The organism is Paracoccus gahaiensis (assembly GCF_005048225.1).
In the GTDB taxonomy this organism is placed as follows: domain Bacteria; phylum Pseudomonadota; class Alphaproteobacteria; order Rhodobacterales; family Rhodobacteraceae; genus Paracoccus; species Paracoccus gahaiensis.
Genome location: NZ_SUNI01000021.1, coordinates 1 through 20,108, shown reverse-complemented (window position 1 = coordinate 20,108; position 20,108 = coordinate 1). Strand labels below are relative to the sequence as shown.

14 protein-coding genes, 1 tRNA gene and 1 pseudogene are annotated in these 20,108 nt (G+C 68.7%); 6 read left to right on the top strand and 10 right to left on the bottom strand.

The genetic code is table 11. The annotated features are described in order from the left end of the window. The 3 genes from FA743_RS16480 to FA743_RS16470 form a co-directional block, all read right to left on the bottom strand. Entirely contained in the window at positions 1–534 is a 534-nt protein-coding gene (locus tag FA743_RS16480; protein WP_176562710.1) for a NuoB/complex I 20 kDa subunit family protein, read from the bottom strand. Next, a complete protein-coding gene (locus tag FA743_RS16475) occupies positions 525–923 on the bottom strand; it encodes an NADH-quinone oxidoreductase subunit A (protein WP_425467202.1) in 399 nt (132 codons plus the stop codon). The genes FA743_RS16480 and FA743_RS16475 overlap by 10 nt, the downstream gene beginning before the upstream one ends. A gap of 144 nt (positions 924–1,067) precedes the next feature. Continuing rightward, entirely contained in the window at positions 1,068–4,502 is a 3,435-nt protein-coding gene (locus FA743_RS16470; protein ID WP_136887193.1) for a pyruvate carboxylase, read from the bottom strand. A 176-nt stretch (positions 4,503–4,678) separates the two neighbouring features. Here FA743_RS16470 and uvrA point away from each other — a divergent pair, with 176 nt between their 5' ends. Beyond that, the gene (gene uvrA / locus FA743_RS16465) at positions 4,679–7,540 is read left to right on the top strand and encodes an excinuclease ABC subunit UvrA (RefSeq protein WP_136887192.1); all 2,862 of its coding nucleotides are present in this window, start codon (positions 4,679–4,681) and stop codon (positions 7,538–7,540) included. A gap of 125 nt (positions 7,541–7,665) precedes the next feature. After that, a tRNA-Gly gene (locus FA743_RS16460) sits at positions 7,666–7,740 on the top strand. A 156-nt stretch (positions 7,741–7,896) separates the two neighbouring features. On the opposite strand, the gene FA743_RS16455 is transcribed toward FA743_RS16460, so the two are convergent. Beyond that, complete coding sequence (locus FA743_RS16455) at positions 7,897–10,389, bottom strand: GcvT family protein (protein WP_136887191.1); 2,493 nt, start codon at positions 10,387–10,389, stop codon at positions 7,897–7,899. Positions 10,390–10,541: 152 nt separating this feature from the next. Between FA743_RS16455 and panC the strand changes: the two genes are divergently transcribed. Further along, entirely contained in the window at positions 10,542–11,387 is an 846-nt protein-coding gene (gene panC / locus FA743_RS16450; protein ID WP_136887190.1) for a pantoate--beta-alanine ligase, read from the top strand. A gap of 9 nt (positions 11,388–11,396) precedes the next feature. Next, a complete protein-coding gene (panB, locus tag FA743_RS16445) occupies positions 11,397–12,206 on the top strand; it encodes a 3-methyl-2-oxobutanoate hydroxymethyltransferase (RefSeq protein WP_136887189.1) in 810 nt (269 codons plus the stop codon). A 186-nt stretch (positions 12,207–12,392) separates the two neighbouring features. Here panB and FA743_RS16440 read toward each other — a convergent pair whose 3' ends face one another. Together FA743_RS16440 and FA743_RS16435 are read right to left on the bottom strand one after the other, a co-directional pair. Continuing rightward, a complete protein-coding gene (locus FA743_RS16440; RefSeq protein ID WP_136887188.1) occupies positions 12,393–13,538 on the bottom strand; it encodes an MFS transporter in 1,146 nt (381 codons plus the stop codon). Between the two features lie 12 nt (positions 13,539–13,550). Beyond that, entirely contained in the window at positions 13,551–14,555 is a 1,005-nt protein-coding gene (locus tag FA743_RS16435; protein WP_136887220.1) for a 2-hydroxyacid dehydrogenase, read from the bottom strand. 240 nt (positions 14,556–14,795) lie between these two features. Between FA743_RS16435 and FA743_RS16430 the strand changes: the two genes are divergently transcribed. Next, complete coding sequence (locus tag FA743_RS16430; protein ID WP_246055011.1) at positions 14,796–15,281, top strand: SH3 domain-containing protein; 486 nt, start codon at positions 14,796–14,798, stop codon at positions 15,279–15,281. A 78-nt stretch (positions 15,282–15,359) separates the two neighbouring features. Here FA743_RS16430 and FA743_RS16425 read toward each other — a convergent pair whose 3' ends face one another. From FA743_RS16425 to infC, 4 genes are all read right to left on the bottom strand, one after another. Beyond that, positions 15,360–17,384 carry a M3 family metallopeptidase gene (locus FA743_RS16425; RefSeq protein ID WP_136887186.1) on the bottom strand — a complete coding sequence of 675 codons (2,025 nt, stop codon included), beginning with the start codon at positions 17,382–17,384 and terminating at the stop codon, positions 15,360–15,362. Between the two features lie 26 nt (positions 17,385–17,410). Then, positions 17,411–18,463 (bottom strand): HesA/MoeB/ThiF family protein, encoded by a 1,053-nt coding sequence (locus FA743_RS16420; protein WP_136887185.1) that lies wholly within the window; start codon positions 18,461–18,463, stop codon positions 17,411–17,413. Continuing rightward, complete coding sequence (gene dut / locus FA743_RS16415) at positions 18,463–18,942, bottom strand: dUTP diphosphatase (protein WP_136887184.1); 480 nt, start codon at positions 18,940–18,942, stop codon at positions 18,463–18,465. Before dut ends, FA743_RS16420 begins: the two co-directional genes overlap by 1 nt. 74 nt (positions 18,943–19,016) lie before the next feature. Beyond that, complete coding sequence (infC, locus tag FA743_RS16410) at positions 19,017–19,556, bottom strand: translation initiation factor IF-3 (RefSeq protein WP_136887183.1); 540 nt, start codon at positions 19,554–19,556, stop codon at positions 19,017–19,019. 200 nt (positions 19,557–19,756) lie between these two features. On the opposite strand from infC, the pseudogene FA743_RS16405 reads away from it, so the two are divergent. Then, a pseudogene (locus FA743_RS16405) lies at positions 19,757–20,108 on the top strand (hypothetical protein); the annotation flags it as partial.

The window sequence follows — 20,108 nt, the reverse complement described above, 5'->3', positions numbered from 1 at the left end:
TCACCTCACCAGCGTGCCGGTGCGCCGGATGCGGCGCTGAAGTTGCAGGATGCCGTAGAGCAGCGCCTCGGCGGTCGGCGGGCAGCCGGGCACGTAGATGTCGACCGGCACGATGCGGTCGGCGCCGCGCACCACGGAATAGCTGTAGTGATAGTATCCGCCGCCATTGGCGCAGGATCCCATGCTGATCACGTAGCGCGGCTCGGGCATCTGGTCATAGACCTTGCGCAGGGCCGGGGCCATCTTGTTGGTCAGCGTGCCCGCGATGATCATCAGGTCCGACTGGCGCGGAGAGGCGCGCGGCGCGGTCCCGAAGCGTTCCAGATCATAGCGGGGCATCGAGGTGTGCATCATCTCGACCGCGCAGCAGGCCAGCCCGAAGGTCATCCAATGCAAGGATCCGTTGCGCGCCCAGTTGATGATGTCCTCGGTCGTGGTCAGCAGGAAGCCCTTGTCCTGCAATTCGCGGTTCAGCGCGCCGGTCGCGACCTCGCGGTCGGGCCCTGCGGTATTCGCGCCCGTCATCACGCCCATTCCAGCGCCCCCTTCTTCCATTCATAGGCAAAGCCGACCGTCAGCACGCCCAGGAACACCATCATTGACCAGAAGGCCGTCGGGCTCAGAAACTGGAAGCTGACCGCCCAGGGAAACAGGAACGCCACCTCCAGGTCGAAGATGATGAACAGGATCGCCACCAGATAGAACCGCACGTCGAACTTCATCCGCGAATCGTCGAACGGGTTGAAGCCGGATTCATAGGCACTGACCTTCTCGGGGTCCGGGTTGCGGACCGCGATGATCATCGCTGACAGCAGCAAGATCAGGGCGAGTGCCGAAGCCATCCCCGCGAAGACGAGGATGGGCAGATAGTCCTGCGCGAGGTGTTCCACGGGCGGTGATCCCCTTGTCGGTCGCGGGATCATGGCTCGCCCCGCGACGGGTTGGCTGACTGCGGTTTAGACCCGGCAGGGTCCGGGGTCAACGGGCGCAGGGCCGCAGGGGCGCGGCGAATTGGTTCGATTGTCGGCATCCCGGGCCGGGGAGGTGCCCCGGCCCGACCTCCCGCCTCACCCGATCTCGACCAGCAGGTCCTTGGCGTCGATCTGCTGGCCGGGGGTGACATGCAGGGCGGTGATGGTGCCGTCGCGGTCGGCATGCAGGCCGGTCTCCATCTTCATCGCCTCGATGGTCAGGAGCATGTCGCCCTGCGAGACCTTGGCGCCCGCCGTCACCGCGACCGAGGCCACGACGCCCGGCATCGGCGCGCCGACATGGCCGGGGTTCGCCGGATCCGCCTTGGGCCGCGCCGCCGCCGTGCCGGTCGCCTTGCGGTTGGGCACGCGGACCTGGCGGGGCTGGCCGTTCAGCTCGAAGAAGACCTTCATCTCGCCCTTCTCGTCGGTCTCGCCCAGGGTCAGCAGGCGGATCTCCAGCGTCTTGCCGGGGTCGATCTCGACGCTGATCTCGTCGCCGGGCTCCATGCCGTAGAAGAAAGTGCGGGTGGGCAGGGTGCGCACCGGGCCATAGGTCTCGTGCCGCGCCATGTAATCGGTGAAGACCTTGGGATACATCAGGTATCCGTTCAGATCCTCGTCGTCGATGGCCTTGCCGTCCAGCTCCTCGGACAGCTTGGCGCGGATCTGCTCCAGATCGACCGGCTCCAGATGCGCGCCGGGGCGGTCGGTGATCGGGGCCTCGCCCTTCAGCACCTTGGCCTGGATCGCCTGCGGCCAGCCGCCCGGAGGCTGGCCCAGATTGCCGCGCATCATGTCCACGACCGAATCCGGGAAGGACATGTCGCGCTCGGGATTCATGACATCCTCGGGCGTCAGGTTCTGCGACACCATCATCAGCGCCATGTCCCCCACCACCTTCGAGGACGGCGTGACCTTGACGATGTCGCCGAACATGCGGTTCACGTCGGCATAGGCCTGCGCCACCTCGTGCCAGCGATCCTCCAGCCCCATGCTGCGCGCCTGCGATTTCAGGTTGGTGAACTGCCCGCCCGGCATCTCGTGCAGATAGACCTCGGAGGCGGGCGATTGCAGCCCCGATTCGAAGGCGGCATAGCTTTCGCGCACCCGCTCCCAATAGTTGCTGATCGCGCGCACCGCGCCGATATCGAGGCCGGTGTCGCGCTCGGTCTGCGCCAGCGCCTCGACCACCGACCCAAGGGTCGGCTGGCTGGTATTGCCCGACAGCGCATCCATCGCGCAATCGACCGCATCGACGCCCGCATCCGCCGCCGCCAGGATGGTCGCCCCGCCCATGCCGCTGGTGTCATGGGTGTGGAAATGGATGGGCAGGCCCACCTCCTCCTTCAGCGCCTTGATCAGGATGCGCGCGGCGGGCGGCTTCAACAGCCCCGCCATGTCCTTCAGCCCCAGCACATGCGCGCCAGCGGCCTTCAGATCCTGCGCGGTCTTCACGTAATACTGCAGGTCGTACTTGGCCCGGTCGGGGTCCAGCATGTTGCCGGTATAACAGACCGTGCCCTCGCAGATCTTGCCGCTCTCGATCACCGCATCCATGGCCACGCGCATGTTCTCGACCCAGTTCAGGCTGTCGAAGACGCGGAACACGTCGACGCCCGTCTCGGCCGCCTGCTTCACGAAGAACTGCACCACATTGTCGGGATAGTTGGTATAGCCCACCCCGTTCGAGGCCCGCAGCAGCATCTGCGTCATCAGGTTCGGCATCTTGGCGCGGATGTCGCGCAGCCGCTGCCACGGGCATTCCTGCAGGAACCGGTACGCCACGTCGAAGGTCGCCCCGCCCCAGCATTCCACCGAGAACAGCTGCGGCAGGTTGGCGGCATAGCTGGGTGCCACGCGGATCATGTCGATGGACCGCATCCGCGTCGCCAGCAGCGACTGGTGCCCGTCGCGCATGGTCGTGTCGGTGATCAGCAGCTGCGTCTGCGCCGCCATCCAGTCGGCCACCGCCTGCGCGCCTTGGCTTTCCAGCATCTGCCGCGTGCCCGGCGCGGGCGCGCCCTTGGGGGCCGGAGGGATCGGCGCGCGCGCCTGCGCGGGCGGCAGAGGCCGCCCCGCCGTCTCGGGATGCCCGTTCACGCTGATATCGGCCAGATAGGTCAGGATGCGCGTCGCCCGGTCCTGCCGCTTGGCAAAGGTGAACAGGTCGTCCGTCGTGTCGATGAACTTGGTCGTATAGGTGTCGTCGAGGAACACCGGGTGCTTCAGCAGGTTGATGACGAAGTCGATGTTCGTGCTGACCCCCCGCACGCGGAACTCGCGCAAAGCCCGGTCCATGCGCTTGATCGCCTGATCGGGGGTCTGCGCCCAGGCCGTCACCTTGACCAGCAGCGAATCGTAATACCGCGTGATGACGCCGCCGGAATAGGCCGTGCCGCCGTCCAGGCGGATGCCCATGCCGGTCGCGCTGCGATAGGCGGTGATGCGGCCGTAATCGGGGATGAAGTTGTTCTGCGGATCCTCGGTCGTGACCCGGCATTGCAGCGCATGGCCCGACAGGGTGATGTCGGCCTGCGCGCCGTGCCCCGTGGCCTCGGCCAGGGTGGCGCCCTCGGCGATCCTGATCTGGCTTTGCACGATGTCGATGCCGGTGACCTCCTCGGTCACGGTATGCTCGACCTGAACGCGGGGGTTTACCTCGATGAAGTAGAACTGCTGGTTGTCCATATCCATCAGGAACTCGACGGTCCCGGCATTCTGGTATCCGACCGCCTGGCCGATCTTCAGCGCCAGCGCGCAGACCTCGGCCCGCTGGTCCTCGGTCAGATAGGGGGCGGGGGCGCGTTCCACGACCTTCTGGTTGCGGCGCTGCACGGTGCAGTCGCGTTCATAGAGGTGATAGAGCCCCCCATGCGTGTCGCCCAGAAGCTGCACCTCGACATGGCGGGCGCGCAGGATCATCTTCTCCAGATAGCCCTCGCCATTGCCGAAGGCCGCCTCGGCCTCGCGGCGCCCCTCGCGGACCTTCTCGATCAGCTCGCCTTCGTTGTTGATGGGCCGCATGCCGCGCCCGCCGCCGCCCCAGGAGGCCTTCAGCATCAGCGGATAGCCGACCTCGGCCGCCTCAGCCTTGATGACGTCGAAATCCTCGCCCAGCACCTCGGTCGCCGGGATGACCGGCACACCCGCCTGGATCGCCACCCGCCGCGCGCTGGCCTTGTCGCCGAGCGCGCGCATGGTGTCGGCACGCGGCCCGATGAAGGTGATCCCGGCCTCGAAACAGGCATCCACGAAATCGGGGTTCTCGGACAGCAGCCCATAGCCCGGATGGATCGCGTCCGCGCCCGCCAGCTTGGCCACGCGGATGATCTCGGGGATGGACAGATAGGCCGCCACCGGCCCCATCCCCTCGCCGATCCGATAGGCCTCGTCCGCCTTGAAGCGGTGCAGGCCCAGCTTGTCCTCCTCGGCATAGACGGCGACCGTCTTCTTGCCCAGCTCGTTGGCCGCGCGCATGACGCGGATGGCGATCTCGCCCCGGTTCGCGATCAGGATTTTCTTGAACATGGCGCGGGTCCCCCTATGACTGATTGCCGCATCCTAGCCCTGCCGCAGTGCAGCGCAAGTGCCCGTGATCACGCGCGACCTTGGGTGCAGACCCGCCATGTTCCGCGTATGTTCACAAATGGAACTTGCTTTTCGCCCAAGCGTCCCTATCTGTGGCAGCGGTCAAAGGGGCACGCATGGAACAGAAGTTCATCGAAGTGCGCGGCGCGCGCGAACACAACCTGAAGAACGTCGACATGGACATTCCGCGCGACAAGCTGGTGGTGATCACCGGCCTGTCGGGCTCGGGCAAGTCCAGCCTCGCTTTCGACACGGTCTATGCCGAGGGGCAACGCCGCTATGTCGAAAGCCTGTCGGCCTATGCGCGCCAGTTCCTCGACATGATGGGCAAGCCCGACGTGGACCACATCTCGGGCCTCTCGCCCGCGATCAGCATCGAGCAGAAGACGACCTCCAAGAACCCCCGCTCGACCGTCGGCACCGTCACGGAAATCTACGACTACCTGCGCCTGCTGTTCGCCCGCGCCGGCACCCCCTATTCGCCAGCCACCGGCCTGCCGATCGAGGCGCAGCAGGTGCAGGACATGGTCGACCGCGTCATGGCCCTGCCCGAGGGCACGCGCGCCTATCTGCTGGCCCCGATCGTCCGCGACCGCAAGGGCGAGTACAAGAAGGAGCTGATGGAGCTGAAGCGCCAGGGCTTCCAGCGCGTCAAGATCAACGGCACCTTCCACGACCTGGACGAGGCGCCCACCCTCGACAAGAAATTCCGCCACAACATCGACATCGTCGTCGACCGCATCGTGGTCCGCGAGGGGCTGGATACGCGGCTGGCCGACAGTCTGCGCACCGCCCTGAACCTGGCCGATGGCATCGCCCATCTGGAGCTGGCCACCGAGGGCGAGGAAGAGCCCGAACGCCTGACCTTTTCCGAGAAATTCGCCTGCCCCGTCTCGGGCTTCACCATCCCCGAGATCGAGCCGCGCCTCTTTTCCTTCAACGCCCCCTTCGGCGCCTGCCCCGTCTGCGACGGCCTGGGGGTCGAGCTGTTCTTCGACGACCGCCTCGTGGTCCCAGACGCCGCCCTGTCCGTCGACAAGGGCGCCATCGTCCCTTGGGCCAAGACCAAGTCCGCCTACCTGACCCAGACCATCAACGCGCTGGCGAAACACTACGGCTTCGACAAGAAGACCCCGTGGAAGGACCTGCCCGAGAACATCCAGCAGATGTTTCTGCGCGGCTCGGGCAAGGACGAGATCAAGTTCCGCTTCGACGATGCCGGACGCGTCTATGAAATCTCCCGCGTCTTCGAGGGCGTCATCCCCAACATGGAACGCCGGTTGCGCGAGACCGATTCGAACTGGGTCCGCGAGGAATTCGAGCGCTACCAGAACAACCGCCCCTGCGGCGCCTGCAACGGCTATCGCCTGAAACCCGAGGCGCTGGCCGTCAAGATCGCCGGCGACCATGTGGGCCGCGTCGTGCAGCTGTCGATCCAGGAGGCGCTGGACTGGGTGCAGGACGCTCCCAACCACCTCTCCAAGCAGAAGACCGAGATCGCCGCCGCCATCCTCAAGGAGATCCGCGAGCGTCTAGGCTTTCTCGTCAATGTGGGCCTGAACTACCTGACCCTGTCGCGCGCGGCGGGCACCCTTTCTGGCGGCGAAAGCCAGCGCATCCGTCTGGCCTCCCAGATCGGCTCGGGCCTGACCGGGGTCCTCTACGTGCTGGACGAACCCTCGATCGGCCTGCACCAGCGCGACAACGACCGCCTGCTGACCACGCTGATGAACCTGCGCGATCAGGGCAATTCTGTGCTGGTCGTGGAACATGACGAGGATGCGATCCGCCACGCCGACTACGTTTTCGACATGGGCCCGGGCGCGGGCGTGCATGGCGGCACGGTCGTCAGCCACGGCACCCCCGACCAGATCGCCGCCGATCCGGACAGCCTGACCGGCCAGTACCTCTCGGGCGCCCGCGCCATCGAGGTGCCGGCGGAGCGCCGCAAGGGCAACGGCAAGAAGGTCACCGTGGTCAAGGCCACCGGCAACAACCTCAAGAACGTCACCGCCGAGTTTCCCTTGGGCAAGTTCGTCTGCATCAGCGGCGTCTCGGGCGGCGGCAAGTCGACCCTGACCATCGAGACGCTGTTCAAGACCGCCTCGCTGCGCCTGAACGGCGCCCGCCAGACCCCGGCCCCCTGCGAGACGATCCGCGGCCTCGAACATCTCGACAAGGTCATCGACATCGACCAGCGCGCCATCGGCCGCACGCCCCGGTCGAACCCCGCCACCTATACCGGCGCCTTCACCCCCATCCGCGACTGGTTCGCGGGCCTGCCCGAGGCCAAGGCGCGCGGCTACAAGCCCGGGCGCTTCAGCTTCAACGTCAAGGGCGGCCGCTGCGAGGCCTGCCAGGGCGACGGCGTCATCAAGATCGAGATGCATTTCCTGCCCGACGTCTATGTCGAATGCGAGACCTGCAAGGGCAAGCGCTACAACCGCGAGACGCTCGAGGTGCAGTTCAAGGGCAAGTCCATCGCCGACGTGCTGGACATGACGGTCGAGGATGCGCAGGGCTTCTTCGCCGCCGTCCCGCCCATCCGCGAAAAGATGGACGCGCTGATGCAGGTGGGGCTGGGCTATATCAAGGTCGGCCAGCAGGCCACGACCCTGTCGGGCGGCGAGGCGCAGCGCGTCAAGCTGTCCAAGGAACTCTCGCGCCGCTCCACCGGCCGCACCCTCTACATCCTCGACGAGCCCACCACGGGCCTGCATTTCGAGGATGTGCGCAAGCTCTTGGAGGTGCTGCACGAGCTGGTCGATCAGGGCAACACGGTCGTCGTCATCGAGCACAATCTGGATGTCATCAAGACCGCCGACTGGATCATCGACATCGGCCCCGAGGGCGGCGATGGCGGCGGCGTGATCGTGGCCACCGGCACCCCCGAGGACGTGGCGCAGGTCGAGGCCAGCCATACGGGCCGCTATCTCGGCCCGATGCTGAAACCCGTCCGCATCCGCGCCGCCGAATGACCCCGCCTGCCGGGGAAAAAATGACGCCTTAGGTCGTTTTTTCCCTTGCAGCCCCGCGCGCCCTCCCTTAGATCACCGCTCACCGAAGGCGGAACGGTCCAACCGGGATGCCACAGGTACGGAGCGCGGGCGTAGCTCAGGGGTAGAGCATAACCTTGCCAAGGTTAGGGTCGAGAGTTCGAATCTCTTCGCCCGCTCCAACACAAAAAGGCCGGACCCAAGGGTCCGGCCTTTTGCATTTGCCCCCCATCTCCAGCCCCCCAATTCATCTTGGCAAAAATATCCTGCGGGGGGAGTCGCGGCACGCGACGGGGGGCGCAAGGCCCCCCTTCCTCCCTCACCGCCCGACCAGGGCCTCACCCATCGACCCGGATCCGCGCATTCTGCGGATCATGCGGGCTGTCCTCGGTCACCACCGCGTCATGCAGCGCGCGGAACATCCGCACCTGCAACCTCGTCCCCGGCACCGCCAGGTCGGGCCGGACATAGCCCATGCCGATCTGCTGCCCGAAAGCCACCGAATACCCGCCCGAGGTCAGCCGCCCGACCTTCTCGCCGTCCAGGAACAGCCCCTCGCGCCCCCAGGGATCGGCATCCGCCGGCCCGTCGATGCGCAGCGTGACGCAGAGCGACCGGATCCCCTTGCCCTCCATCGCCGCCTTGCCCCGGAACTCCTTCGACAGGTCCACGAAGCGGTCCAGCCCGGCCTCCAGCGGCGTGGCATCGCGGCCAAGCTCGGTCCCGAAGGCGCGATAGGACTTCTCCTGGCGCAACCAGTTCTGAGCCCGCGCGCCGACCAGCGTCAGGCCCAGGGGCTCGCCCGCCTCCATCAGCCGGTCGAACAGGTGGTTCTGCATCTCGATCGGGTGGTGCAGCTCCCATCCCAGCTCGCCGGTATAGGCGACGCGGATGGCCATGACCGGCACCATGCCCAGCTCGATCCGCCGCATCGACAGCCAGGGAAAGCGCTTGTTGGACAGGGCCGTCTCCGGCTCGGCATCCCGGACCAGCTGCGCCAGCACCGCGCGCGACTGCGGCCCGGCGATGGCGAAGACGCCCCATTGCGTCGTCACGTCCTGCACCGCCACGAAGGCCCCGCCCGCGGCCATGAAATCCTCGGCCGATTTCACCAGGTGATCGCGGTCGTAATCCGTCCAGGCCCCCGCCGAGACCAGATAGTAATCCTGCTCGCCCCGCCGCACGATCGTGTATTCCGTCCGCACCGTGCCCGCCTCGGTCAGCGCATAGGTCAGGTTGATCCGCCCCACCTTGGGCAGTTTGTTGGTCGTCAGCCAATCGAGGAACGCCGTCGCCCCCGGCCCGGTCACCACATGCTTGGCGAAAGCCGTCGCATCGACCAGCCCTGCCGTGGACCGCACCGCCTCGGCCTCGGCCTTGGCATATTGCCACCAGCCGCCGCGCCGGAAGCTGCGGCTGTCATGGTCGTCAAACCCCATCGGCGCATAGTAATTCGGCCGCTCCCACCCGTTCACCTGCCCGAATTGCGCGCCCCGCGCCGCCTGCCGGTCATAGGCGGGCGAGGTCCGCAGCGGCCGCGCCGCCCCCCGCTCCTCATCCGGGTGATGCAGCACGAAGACGTTCTCATAGGCCTCCTCGTTCTTCTTCACCGCATATTCGGTGGTCATCCAGTCCCCGAACCGGCGCGGGTCCAAAGACGCCATGTCGATCTCGGCCTCGCCCTCGACCATCATCTGCGCCAGATAATGCCCCACCCCCCCGGCGGCGGTGATGCCGAAGCTGAACCCCTCGGCCAGCCACATGTTGCGCAGGCCCGGCGCGGGCCCGACCAGAGGGTTCCCGTCCGGCGTGTAGCAGATCGGCCCGTTGAAATCGTCCTTGAGCCCCACCGTTTCGCTGGTCGGGATGCGGTGGATCATCGCCATGTACTCCTCCTCGATCCGCTCCAGATCCAGGGGGAACAGATCGGCGCGGAAGCTGTCGGGCACGCCATAGGGGAAGCGCGCCGGGGCGCCCTTCTCATAGGGGCCCAGGATCCAGCCGCCCCGCTCCTCGCGCAGATACCACTTGGCGTCCGCGTCGCGCAGCACCGGATGCTCGGGATTGCCCTCGGCCCGCCAGCGCATCAGCGCGGGGTCCGGCTCGGTCACGATGAACTGGTGCTCGACCGGGATCGCGGGGATGCGGATGCCCAGCAGCCGCGCCGTGCGCTGCGCATGGTTGCCCGTCGCGGTCACCACATGCTCGGCGCGGATCTCGAAGACCTCGCCCGAGGGGATCAGGTTGCCGCCCTTCTCGACCATCCGCTCGACCGTCACGACCCAGTCGGACCCGGTCCAGCGATAGCCGTTCACCTGGATCTTGCGCTCGATGCTGCATCCCGCCATGCGCGCGCCCTTGGCCATGGCCTGGGTCACGTCGGCGGGGTTGATATAGCCGTCGGTCGGATGGAACAGCGCGCCCTTCAGATCCTCGGTCCGCACCAAGGGCCAGCGGTCGCGAATCTGGGCGGGGGTCAGGAACTGATGCTCGATCCCCACCGTCTCGGCGGTGGCGGAATACAGCATGTATTCGTCCATCCGTTCGTCCGTCTGCGCCATCCGCAGGTTGCCGCAGCGGGTGAAGCCCGCGTTCAGCCCCGTCTCGGCCTCCAGCCCCGCATAAAGCCTGACCGAGTAATCGTGGATATGGCTGGTCGCATAACCCATGTTGAACAGGGGCAGCAGCCCCGCCGCATGCCAGGTGGACCCGGCGGTCAGCTCGTCGCGCTCGACCAGCAGCGTCTCCCAGCCCGCGCGGGCCAGATGCAGCGCGATCCCGCAGCCCACGGCGCCGCCTCCGACGACAAGAACCTTCACCTGCGACTTCATCCCGTGACCTCATCTGGACCGATTTTCCCTGTGATGCCCCATCCTTGCGACGTGGCGTCCAAGGCGCCCGACACATGCGGGCGAAAAACGACATGGCCTTGCCCATGCCCGGCCCCGCCGCTAGGTTGCGCCACGTTTCCAGGGGGGCCCTCATGCAGATCTGCCGCAGCACGCAGGCCATGCGCGACTGGCGCCAAGACGCTGGCCGCGTGGCGCTGGTCCCCACCATGGGCGCGCTGCATCCGGGCCATCTGTCGCTGGTCACCCGCGCCCGCGACTGGCTGGAGGCGCAGGGCGGCGGCCGGGTCGTCACCTCGATCTTCGTCAACCCCACGCAATTCGGCGCATCCGAGGATCTGGACAAATACCCCCGGTCCGAGGCGCAGGATCTGGACCTGCTGGCGGGCGCGGGCTGCGACGCGGTCTTCCTGCCGCAGGTCGCCGACATCTACCGCCCCGGCGCGCAGACCCAGGTCGAGGTCACGGGCCTGGGGCGCATGCTGATGGGGCGGCTGCGGCCCGGCCATTTCCGCGGCGTGGCGACGGTGGTGACCAAGCTCTTCAACATCATCCAGCCGCAGGCGGCGGTCTTCGGGGAAAAGGACTATCAGCAGCTGACCCTGATCCGGCAGATGGTCGCGGATCTGGACATCCCCGTGCAGGTCCTGGCCGGACCCACCGTGCGCGATGCCGACGGGCTGGCGCTGTCCTCGCGCAACCAGCGCCTTTCGCCCGAGGATCGCGTGGCCGCCCCCGTGCTGGCCCGCGCCCTGGACCGGGCGCAGGCGATGGTCGCCCAAGGCACGACGCCCGCCGCCCTGCGCCGCGCGATCCGCACGCTGCTGGCGGCCGAGCCCCGGGGCCAGATCCGCTCCATCGACATCCGCGACGCGGGCGACCTGTCGCGCGTCGCCACGCTGGACCGCCCCGTGGTGATCCTGCTGGCCGTCCGCTTCGGCGAGGTGCTGCTGATCGACCAGCGCGTCGCCCATCCATAGGGAATGCCCATGTCCACCCATGCAACCATCCGCCGCATCACCGCCCCCCAGATCGCCGCCCGCAAGGGCGACACGCCCATCGTCGCGCTGACCGCCTACAGCGCGCCCATGGCCGCCGCGGTCGATCCCCATGCCGAGGTGATCCTGGTCGGCGACAGCCTTGGCATGGTCGTCCACGGCCTGCCCTCGACCCTCGGCGTCACCTTGGAGATGATGATCCTGCACGGGCAGGCGGTCATGCGCGGCAGCGCCCGCGCGCTGGTCGTCATCGACATGCCCTTCGGCAGCTACGAGGAAAGCCCCGAGCAGGCCTTCCGCAACGCCGCCCGGGTGATGGCCGAGACCGGCGCCGGCGCGGTCAAGCTGGAGGGGGGCGCCCGCATGGCCCCCAGCATCCGCTTCCTGACCGATCGCGGCATCCCGGTCATGGCCCATATCGGCCTGACGCCCCAATCGACCAACACGCTGGGCGGCTTCAGGACGCAGGGCCGCGATCAGGCCACCTGGCCCGCCCATCTGGCCGATGCCCAGGCGGTGGCCGAGGCCGGCGCCTTCTCGGTCGTCATCGAAGGCGTGACCGAGGCACTGGCCGACCGGCTGACCGAGGCCGTCGCCATCCCGACCATCGGCATCGGCGCCTCCGCCTGCTGCGACGGCCAGATCCTGGTCCTGGACGACATGCTGGGCCTGTCGGGCCGCGTGCCGCGCTTCGTGCAGAAATTCGGCGATCTGGGCCCCCGCACCGATGAGGCCATCGCCGCCTATGCGCAGGCCGTCCGCGACCGCAGCTTCCCGGGCCCCGACAACCTCTACCGCTGACCCGGGCGCCGTTCCTGACGGTCCCGCAACGCCCGCACCCGGTGTACGCCCTGTGCACAGGCGGTGCCGCCCCGGTGCATCCCCGGTGCGATGCAAACTCCAGCAATCACTGGCCGATCCGTGCCGCCCGGGCCACGGCTGTTGCGCGCACCGCCAAAGCAACGCCCGCAGCCGTTGCGCCGGACCTCAGCCCTTTTCGAAATCCGCCGTCCGCGCCAAGGGCGACAGCAGCACCGGCACCAGCAGCAGAACCGCCAGCCCCAGATAGATGCTGCCGAAGCTGACATATTCGGCCAGAAAGCCGATGCTGCCCGGCGCCAGAAGGATGCCGGAATAGCCCATCATCGTGACCACCGACAGGCCCATCCCGGCGGCCAGTCCAGGCACGTTCCCGGCCGCCGAGAAGGCGATGGGCACCATGTTGGCAATGCCGATCCCGGCCAGCGCAAAGCCAGCGATTGCTGGGCCGGGCGCATCCGACAGCCCCGCCAGCGCCAGCCCCGCCATGGCCGCGCCGGCGCTGGCGCGCAGCGTCGCCACCGCCCCGAAGCGCCGCCGCAAGCCGTCGCCCAGGAACCGCATCACCGCCATGGTGCCCGCGCAGGCCGCAAAGCCCCAGCCCGCCACCGCCAGCGAGGCGCCCATCTCGCGCTGCAGATAGACGGCGGCCCAGTCGAGGATCGCGCCTTCGGGGATCATCGCAGTCAGCGCCATCAGCCCGATCAGATAGGGCAAGGGCGTGCGCGGCAGGCGCAGCGGCACCTTCTCGGCCTCCGGCGCCGGGCGATCCTCCAGCAGGCGCGGCAGGGCCAGCACCAGCACCCCGGCCACCGCCATGGTCACGATAACCGCATGAAATACTTCACCGAATTGCAGGATCAGCGCGCCGCCCGCCCCCGCCCCGGCCAACCCGCCCAGGCTCCAGAAGCCGTGGCAGGACGACATGATCGCCCGCTTTCGGTGCCGTTCGACCGCGACCGCATTGGCATTCATCGCGACATCCATGCCGCCGATCACGCCCCCGAACAGGAACACCGCCGCCGCGACCGACCAGTATCCCGGCATCACCGACATCCAGACGAGCGAGCTGCAGGCCGCCGAGGCCGCAACCCGCACCGCCCGCGCCGATCCCGCCCGCGCCACCATCGCGCCAAAGATCGGCATCACGCAGAGCGACCCCGCCCCCAGCCCCAGCACGATCAGCCCGGCCATCGCCTCGGTGATTCCCAATCGCGCCATCAGCACCGGGATCTTGGGCGCCCAGCTGCCCACCAGCAGCCCATTGGCGAAGAACAGGGCCGAAACCGCCCAGCGCGCGCGTCCATCCGTCATGTCCCTGAATTCCTACAGCATCGACGGCACGACCAGATCGGGCGGCCGGTGACCATCCGCGAAGGTCTTGATGTTGATGATGACCTTCTCGCCCATCTCGGCGCGGCCCTCGACCGTGGCGCTGCCCATATGCGGCAGCAGGACCACGTTGGGCAGCTCGCGCAGCCGGGGATTGATCTCGTGCCCATGCTCGAACACGTCCAGCCCCGCGCCCGCGATCTCGCCCGCCCGCAGCATCCGGGTCAGGGCGTTCTCGTCGATGACCTCCCCGCGCGAGGTGTTCACGATCACCGCCGAGGGCTTCATCAGCTTCAGCCGCCGCGCGTTCAGCAGGTGGAAGGTCGAGGGCGTGTGCGGCGCGTTCACGCTGACGATGTCCATGCGCGCCAGCATCTGGTCCAGGCTTTCCCACCAGGTGGCCTGCAGCGCCTCCTCGATCTCGGGGCGCAGGCGCTTGCGGTTGTGGTAATGAACCTGCATGCCAAAGACATTGGCCCGGCGCGCGACCGCCTGCCCGATCCGGCCCATGCCCAGGATGCCGAGCCGCCGCCCCCCCACGCGCCCGCCCAGATGCGCGGTGGGCGACCAGCCCTGCCAGCGCCCGGCCTGCATCTCGGCCAGCCCCTCGGGGATCTTGCGCGTCACCGCCAGGATCAGCGCCAGCACCATGTCGGCGGTGTCCTCGGTCACCACGCCCGGCGTATTGCTGACCAGCACGCCGCGCTGCCGCGCCGAGAGCACGTCGATATGATCCACGCCCGCGCCGAAATTGGCGATCAGCTTCAGCCGCTCACCCGCACGCGCCAGCATGGCGGCGGTGATCTGGTCGGTGACGGTGGGCACCAGCACGTCCACCCCCTCCATCAGCGCCACCAGCTCGTCCTGACCCAGCTTGCGGTCGTCATTGCGCAGCACGATGTCGAACAGCTCGGACATGCGGGTCTCGACCGCGTCGGGCAGGCGCCGGGTGACGGCCACGCGCAGCTTGCGACGATCGGACATGGGGCTGGCGGGCATGGTCACCTCACTGTGTTGCACGCGGTCGGACAGGCATGTCGGCCCGCCCTTTCCATCGGGGGCCGCATTTGGCAAACTGCCCGCGTTGAGGGGCCGGCACAAGTCCCCAGAGGACCGCCGCCCCATCCGGGGCCAGGGTGGCCCGCGCAGGACAGGGACGGACAGGGCATGACGGCACGGCCAGGCAGGACAGGCGCAGCGGTGGCACTCGCGCTGGCGGGGATCATCGGGGCATGGGGCATGGCGACGCCCGTCGCGGCGCAGACCCCGGCCCAGCAGGCGCAGACCGTGGCCGGTCAGCGCGGCCCGGTGACCAACCTGCCCCTGCCCCGCTATGTCAGCCTCAAGGGAAACGAGGGCAATGCCCGGCGCGGCCCCAGCCTGTCGCACCGCATCGATTGGGTGTTCCGCCATGCCGGCATGCCGCTGCGCGTGGTGGCCGAATTCGGCCATTGGCGCCGGGTCGAGGATCGCGACGGCACTGGCGGCTGGATCCATTACGCGCTGCTGTCCGGCGTGCGCACCGCGCTGGTGACCCAGGACATGCTGGAGCTGCGCACCCGCCCCAACCCGGATGCCGACATCGTGGCCCGGGCCGAGGCCGGGGCCATCCTGCGCCTGAACGAATGCGACCCCGAGTGGTGCCGCGTCTCGGGCGGCGGCCAGCGGGGCTGGGTGCCCAAGGCCACCATCTGGGGCGTCGACGCCGCAGAGATCCGCGACTGACTCTCACCTTCTGCGACGGTCCGAAAATATCCCGGGGGGGCGCCGCAGGCGCGGGGGCAGAGCCCCCTCTCGGGCGCCTCAGACCAGCCCGCGCCCCTTCAGCAGCGCATCCACCCCCGGCATGCGCTGGCGGAACGCCATCCACAGCTCGTCCGCCGGGGCCGATCCGCCGCGCGACAGGATCGTCTCCTCCAGCCGCCGCGCGGTGGCGGGATCGAAGATGTCGCCCGTCTCCTCGAAGGCCGCGAAGGCGTCCGCATCCATGACCTCGGACCACATGTAGCTGTAGTATCCGCTGGCATAGCTGTCGCCCGCGAAGACATGGGCGAAATGCGGCGTGGCATGGCGCATCGGGATCGCCCGCGGCCCGTCCAGGGCGGTCAGGATCTCGGCCTGCCGGGCCATCGCATCCTCGGGCGGCGCGCCGCGATGGAAGGCCAGATCGACCAGCGCGCTCTCTAGGTATTCCACCGTCGAGAACCCCGCCCCGGCCTTGCCCGCTGCCAGCAGGCGGTCGCGCAGATCGGCGGGCAGCACCTCGCCCGTCTCGTGGTGGCGGGCATGGGCGTCCAGCACGGCGGGCTGCTCCAGCCAGTGCTCATAGAGCTGGCTGGGCAGTTCCACGAAGTCCTGCGCCACCGAGGTCCCCGAGATCGAGGGCCAGGTCACGTCGGACAGGATGTGATGCGTGGCATGGCCGAACTCGTGAAACAGCGTCCGCGCATCGTCCCAGGACAGGAAGGCAGGCGCGCCGGCGTCCTCGGGCGGGGTGAAGTTGCAGACATTGACGACGATGGGCCGCTGCCCCTCGCCCAGCTTGTGCTGGACCTGCAGCGACGAACACCAGGCCCCCGACCGCTTGGAGGGTCGCGCGAAATAGTCGCCCACGAAGACCGCCATCAACCGGCCGTCCCGCGTCACTCGCCAGGCCCGCACATCGGGCGACCACATGGGCGCCTGCAGCGGCTGGAACTCCAGCCCGAAGAGGCGCTGCGCCACGTCGAAGACCGCGCCCAGCATCGCGTCCAGCGTCAGATAGGGCGCGACCTGATCGGCATCGACATCGTGATCCTGCTGGCGCAGCCGGGCGGCGTAGAGGCGCCAGTCCCAGGCCTCCAGCGGGCCGTTGACGCCGTCCGCGCGCAGCATCTCGGTCAGCCGGGCCTCATCGGCAGCGGCGCGGGCACGGGCGGCGGTCCAGACCTCGGACAGCAGCGCCTCGACCCGTTCGGGCGTGGCGGCCATCTGGGTGTCCAGCTTCCACGAGGCGAAATCGGCAAAGCCCAGCAGCTGCGCGCGCTCATGGCGCAGGGCCAGGATCTCGTGCAGGACCGGCAGGTTGTCGGTCGCCTGCCCGCCCGCGCCATTGCCCGAGCCGCGCGCGGTCCAGGCGCGGAAGGCGGTCTCGCGCAGCGCCCTGTCGCCCGCATGCTCCAGGAAGGGCACGATCAGCGAGCGGTTCAGCGTCACGATCTGGCCGGTCAGCCCGCGTTCCTTCGCCGCCGCCCGCATGGCGCGCAGCAGCCAGCCCGGCAGGCCCTCCAGCCGGTCGTCGGGAATGGGCAGGATGTAGTCGCGCTCATCCTCCAGCACGTTCTGGGTGAACTGGGTGGTCAGGACCGCCAGCCGGGCGCGGATCGCGGTCATCCGGGCGCGCCCGGCCTCGTCCAGCCCGGCCCCCGCCCGCGTCAGGTCGCGCAGCGCCAGCTCGGTGATCCGCGCATCCTCGGGCGGCAGGGTCGAGGCGGTCTGCGCCACCGCATTGACCCGGGCGTAAAGACGGGGGTCCATGCTGATGCGGCTGCCGTGATCGGCCAGGCGCGGCGCGAAATCGCGCTGCAGCGCCTGCCGCGCCGCGTTCGAATCGACGCCCGCGAGGGTGTAGAAGACCGACAACACGCGGTTCAGCCCCTCGTCGGCCAGCTCCATCGCGGCGATGGTGTTGGCGAAATTGGGCGCGTCGGGATTGGCGGCGATCGCCTCATGCGCGGCCTGCGACGCGGCCAGTTCGCGGTCGAAGGCCGGGGCGAAATCGGTGTCGGCGATCAGATCGAAGCGCGGCAGCCCCTCGGGGCCGGTCCAGCGGGTCAGTTGCGGGTTCATGAGACCTCCTGTCTGTTGGCGCCACCCTAGATACGCGCCGCCGCCCCGGCCAGAGCCGATTGCCCCCCGCAGACCGGGCAGGCGGGGTCGGGCGCAGTGCCGATCGTCCGCGTCTCTCCATAGAGCCCGTCGAACAGGATCATCCGGCCCCGCAGCCCCTGCCCCGCGCCGGTCAGGTGCTTGATCGCCTCCAGCGCCATCAGGCTGCCGATGACCCCGGGCAGGGCACCGACGACGCCCGCCTCGGCGCAGGGCGCGTCATGCTCGGGGGCCTTGGGAAAGAGGCAGGCGATGCAGGGGCCGCCCCGCGCGGGATCGGACAGGGTCACCTGCCCGTCCCATTGCCCGATGGCACCCCAGAGCAGCGGCACGCCCGCCGCCACGCAGGCGCGGTTGATGGCGGCGCGGGTGGCGAAGCTGTCGGTGCCGTCGATGACCAGATCGTGGTCGGCGATCAGCGCGCCATCGCCTTCGGTGATGCGCCGCGTCAGGGGGGTGATGTCCAGATGCGGGTTCAGGGCCAACATCGCCTGCGCCGCGGCATAGGCCTTGGGCTCGCCGCGCAGGTCGTTGCGGAAGATCACCTGCCGCTGCAGGTTGGACAGGCCGACCGTGTCGTCATCGGCCAGGGTGATCCGCCCGACCCCCGCCGCCGCCAGATAGAGGCACAGGGGCGAGCCCAGCCCCCCCGCGCCGACCACCAGCACCCGCGCGGCCTTCAGCCGCATCTGCCCCGCCCCGCCGATCTGGCGCAGGACCAGATGGCGGGCGTATCGGTCCAGTTCCGCGCCCGACAGGCCCGCGTCGCGGGTGACCGGCACGGGATCGGGCGTGGCGCGGGCGCGCAACCGGCGCAGAAGGCCGCGATAGGCGATGACCAGACCCACCATGGCGCCCAGCACCAGCCAGCCCGCCGCCGATCCGCCCACCGCCGCCGCAGCCCCGCTGCCCGGCGCCGCCACCTGCAGCGACAGCATGCCCACCCACAGCAGGCCGATCATCAGCAGCACCACCTGCCGCGGCAGGGCCAGCACGCGGCCCAGGATCAGCAGCATCACGATCAGGAAGACGCCCAGCATCAGAGCCCCCCCATCCCGGTCGAGCCGAAGCCGCCCTGCCCGCGCGCCGTCTCCTCCAGCGCATCGACCAGCGCGAAGCGGGCTTGCGGGGCCGGGGCCACGACCATCTGCGCGATCCGGTCGCCATGGCCGACCGTATAGGGCGCATCGCCCAGATTGAGCAGGATCACCCCGAGCGGGCCGCGATAGTCGCTGTCGATGGTGCCGGGCGCATTGGGCAGGGTGATGCCATGCTTCAGCGCCAGACCCGAGCGGGGGCGGATCTGCACCTCCCACCCCTCGGGGATGGCCAGCGCCAGTCCGGTGGGGATCAGCGTGCGCCCCAGGGGCGGCAGCGTGATCCCGGCGGCCCGGTCAGCCGGGGCCAGGTTCGCGCACAGATCGGCACCCGCCGCGCCGGGCGTCTGGTAATGCGGCAGGGGAATGGCGGGATCGCCCTCGGGCAGGCGCATCAGGCGGATCTGGGGTGCGTCACTCATGCGCCACCCTAGCCATGCAAAAGGCCGCGCGGCAATGCCCGCGCGGCCCTGAAGATGTCGCATATGTCGCAGGCCTATTTCGGCGCGATCATCATGACCATCTGGCGGCCTTCCAGCTTGGGCATGGTTTCCACCTTGCCGGCCTCGCCCACATCGTCGCGCACGCGGTGCAGCAGCTCAAGCCCCAGATCCTGGTGGGCCATCTCGCGGCCGCGGAAGCGCAGGGTCACCTTGACCTTGTCGCCGCCTTCCAGGAACTTCATCACGCTGCGCATCTTGACGTCATAGTCGTGGATGTCGGTCCCGGGACGGAACTTGATCTCCTTGACCTCGATGACCTTCTGCTTCTTGCGGGCCTCGGCCTCGCGCTTCTGCATCTCGTACTTGTACTTGCCGAGGTCCATGACCTTGCAGACCGGAGGGGCCGCGTTCGGCGAAATCTCGACCAGATCCAGACCGGCATCCTGGGCCATCTGCAGACCGACCGAGGGCGGCACGACGCCGATATTCTCTCCCTCGGGGCCGATCAGGCGGATTTCCGACACGCGGATGCGTTCGTTCGTCCGGGGGCCGGTGTCACGGGTGGGCGGTGCGTTATGCGGGCGACGGGCTATGGCGGTGCTCCTTTAATGGCCAATGCGCAAGTGGCAGGAAAATAAGGCCCCGCGCGCCATGTTTCAACCGGAATTGATCGCATTGGGCCGCAAATCGACCATCGGCGGCCGGATCGGGGGTCGTGGCGGCCTTGCGGCGGGTTTTCTGACCCGAAGGGCTGTGCCATAGAAGAGCCTAGATCCCAGTTCCCAGGTGCCGCATGTCCAAGCTTTTGCCGATCGTCGTGATTCTTCTGCTGGCGGCCGGAGGGGGATGGATGGCCCTGCGGGGCACCGACGACCAGACCGAGTTCGTGGCCGAGGCCCCTGCCCCCGTCGAAACGCCCACCGAGATGCCTACTGAGATGCCCGCCGAAACGCCTGCCGAGACCGATGTCCCGCAGACCGATGCCGGCGCAGCCGCGCGGCTGGCCGAGGATGCGGCCGAGGCGGCGGGCGACGCCGCGCAGCGGGCGGACGAGGCGCCCTCGGATTCCGACGCGGACAATCAGGCCGCCGCCGAGACCGCCGCGGATGCCGCAGCCGACGCGGCCGCCATCGCCGCCGATGCCG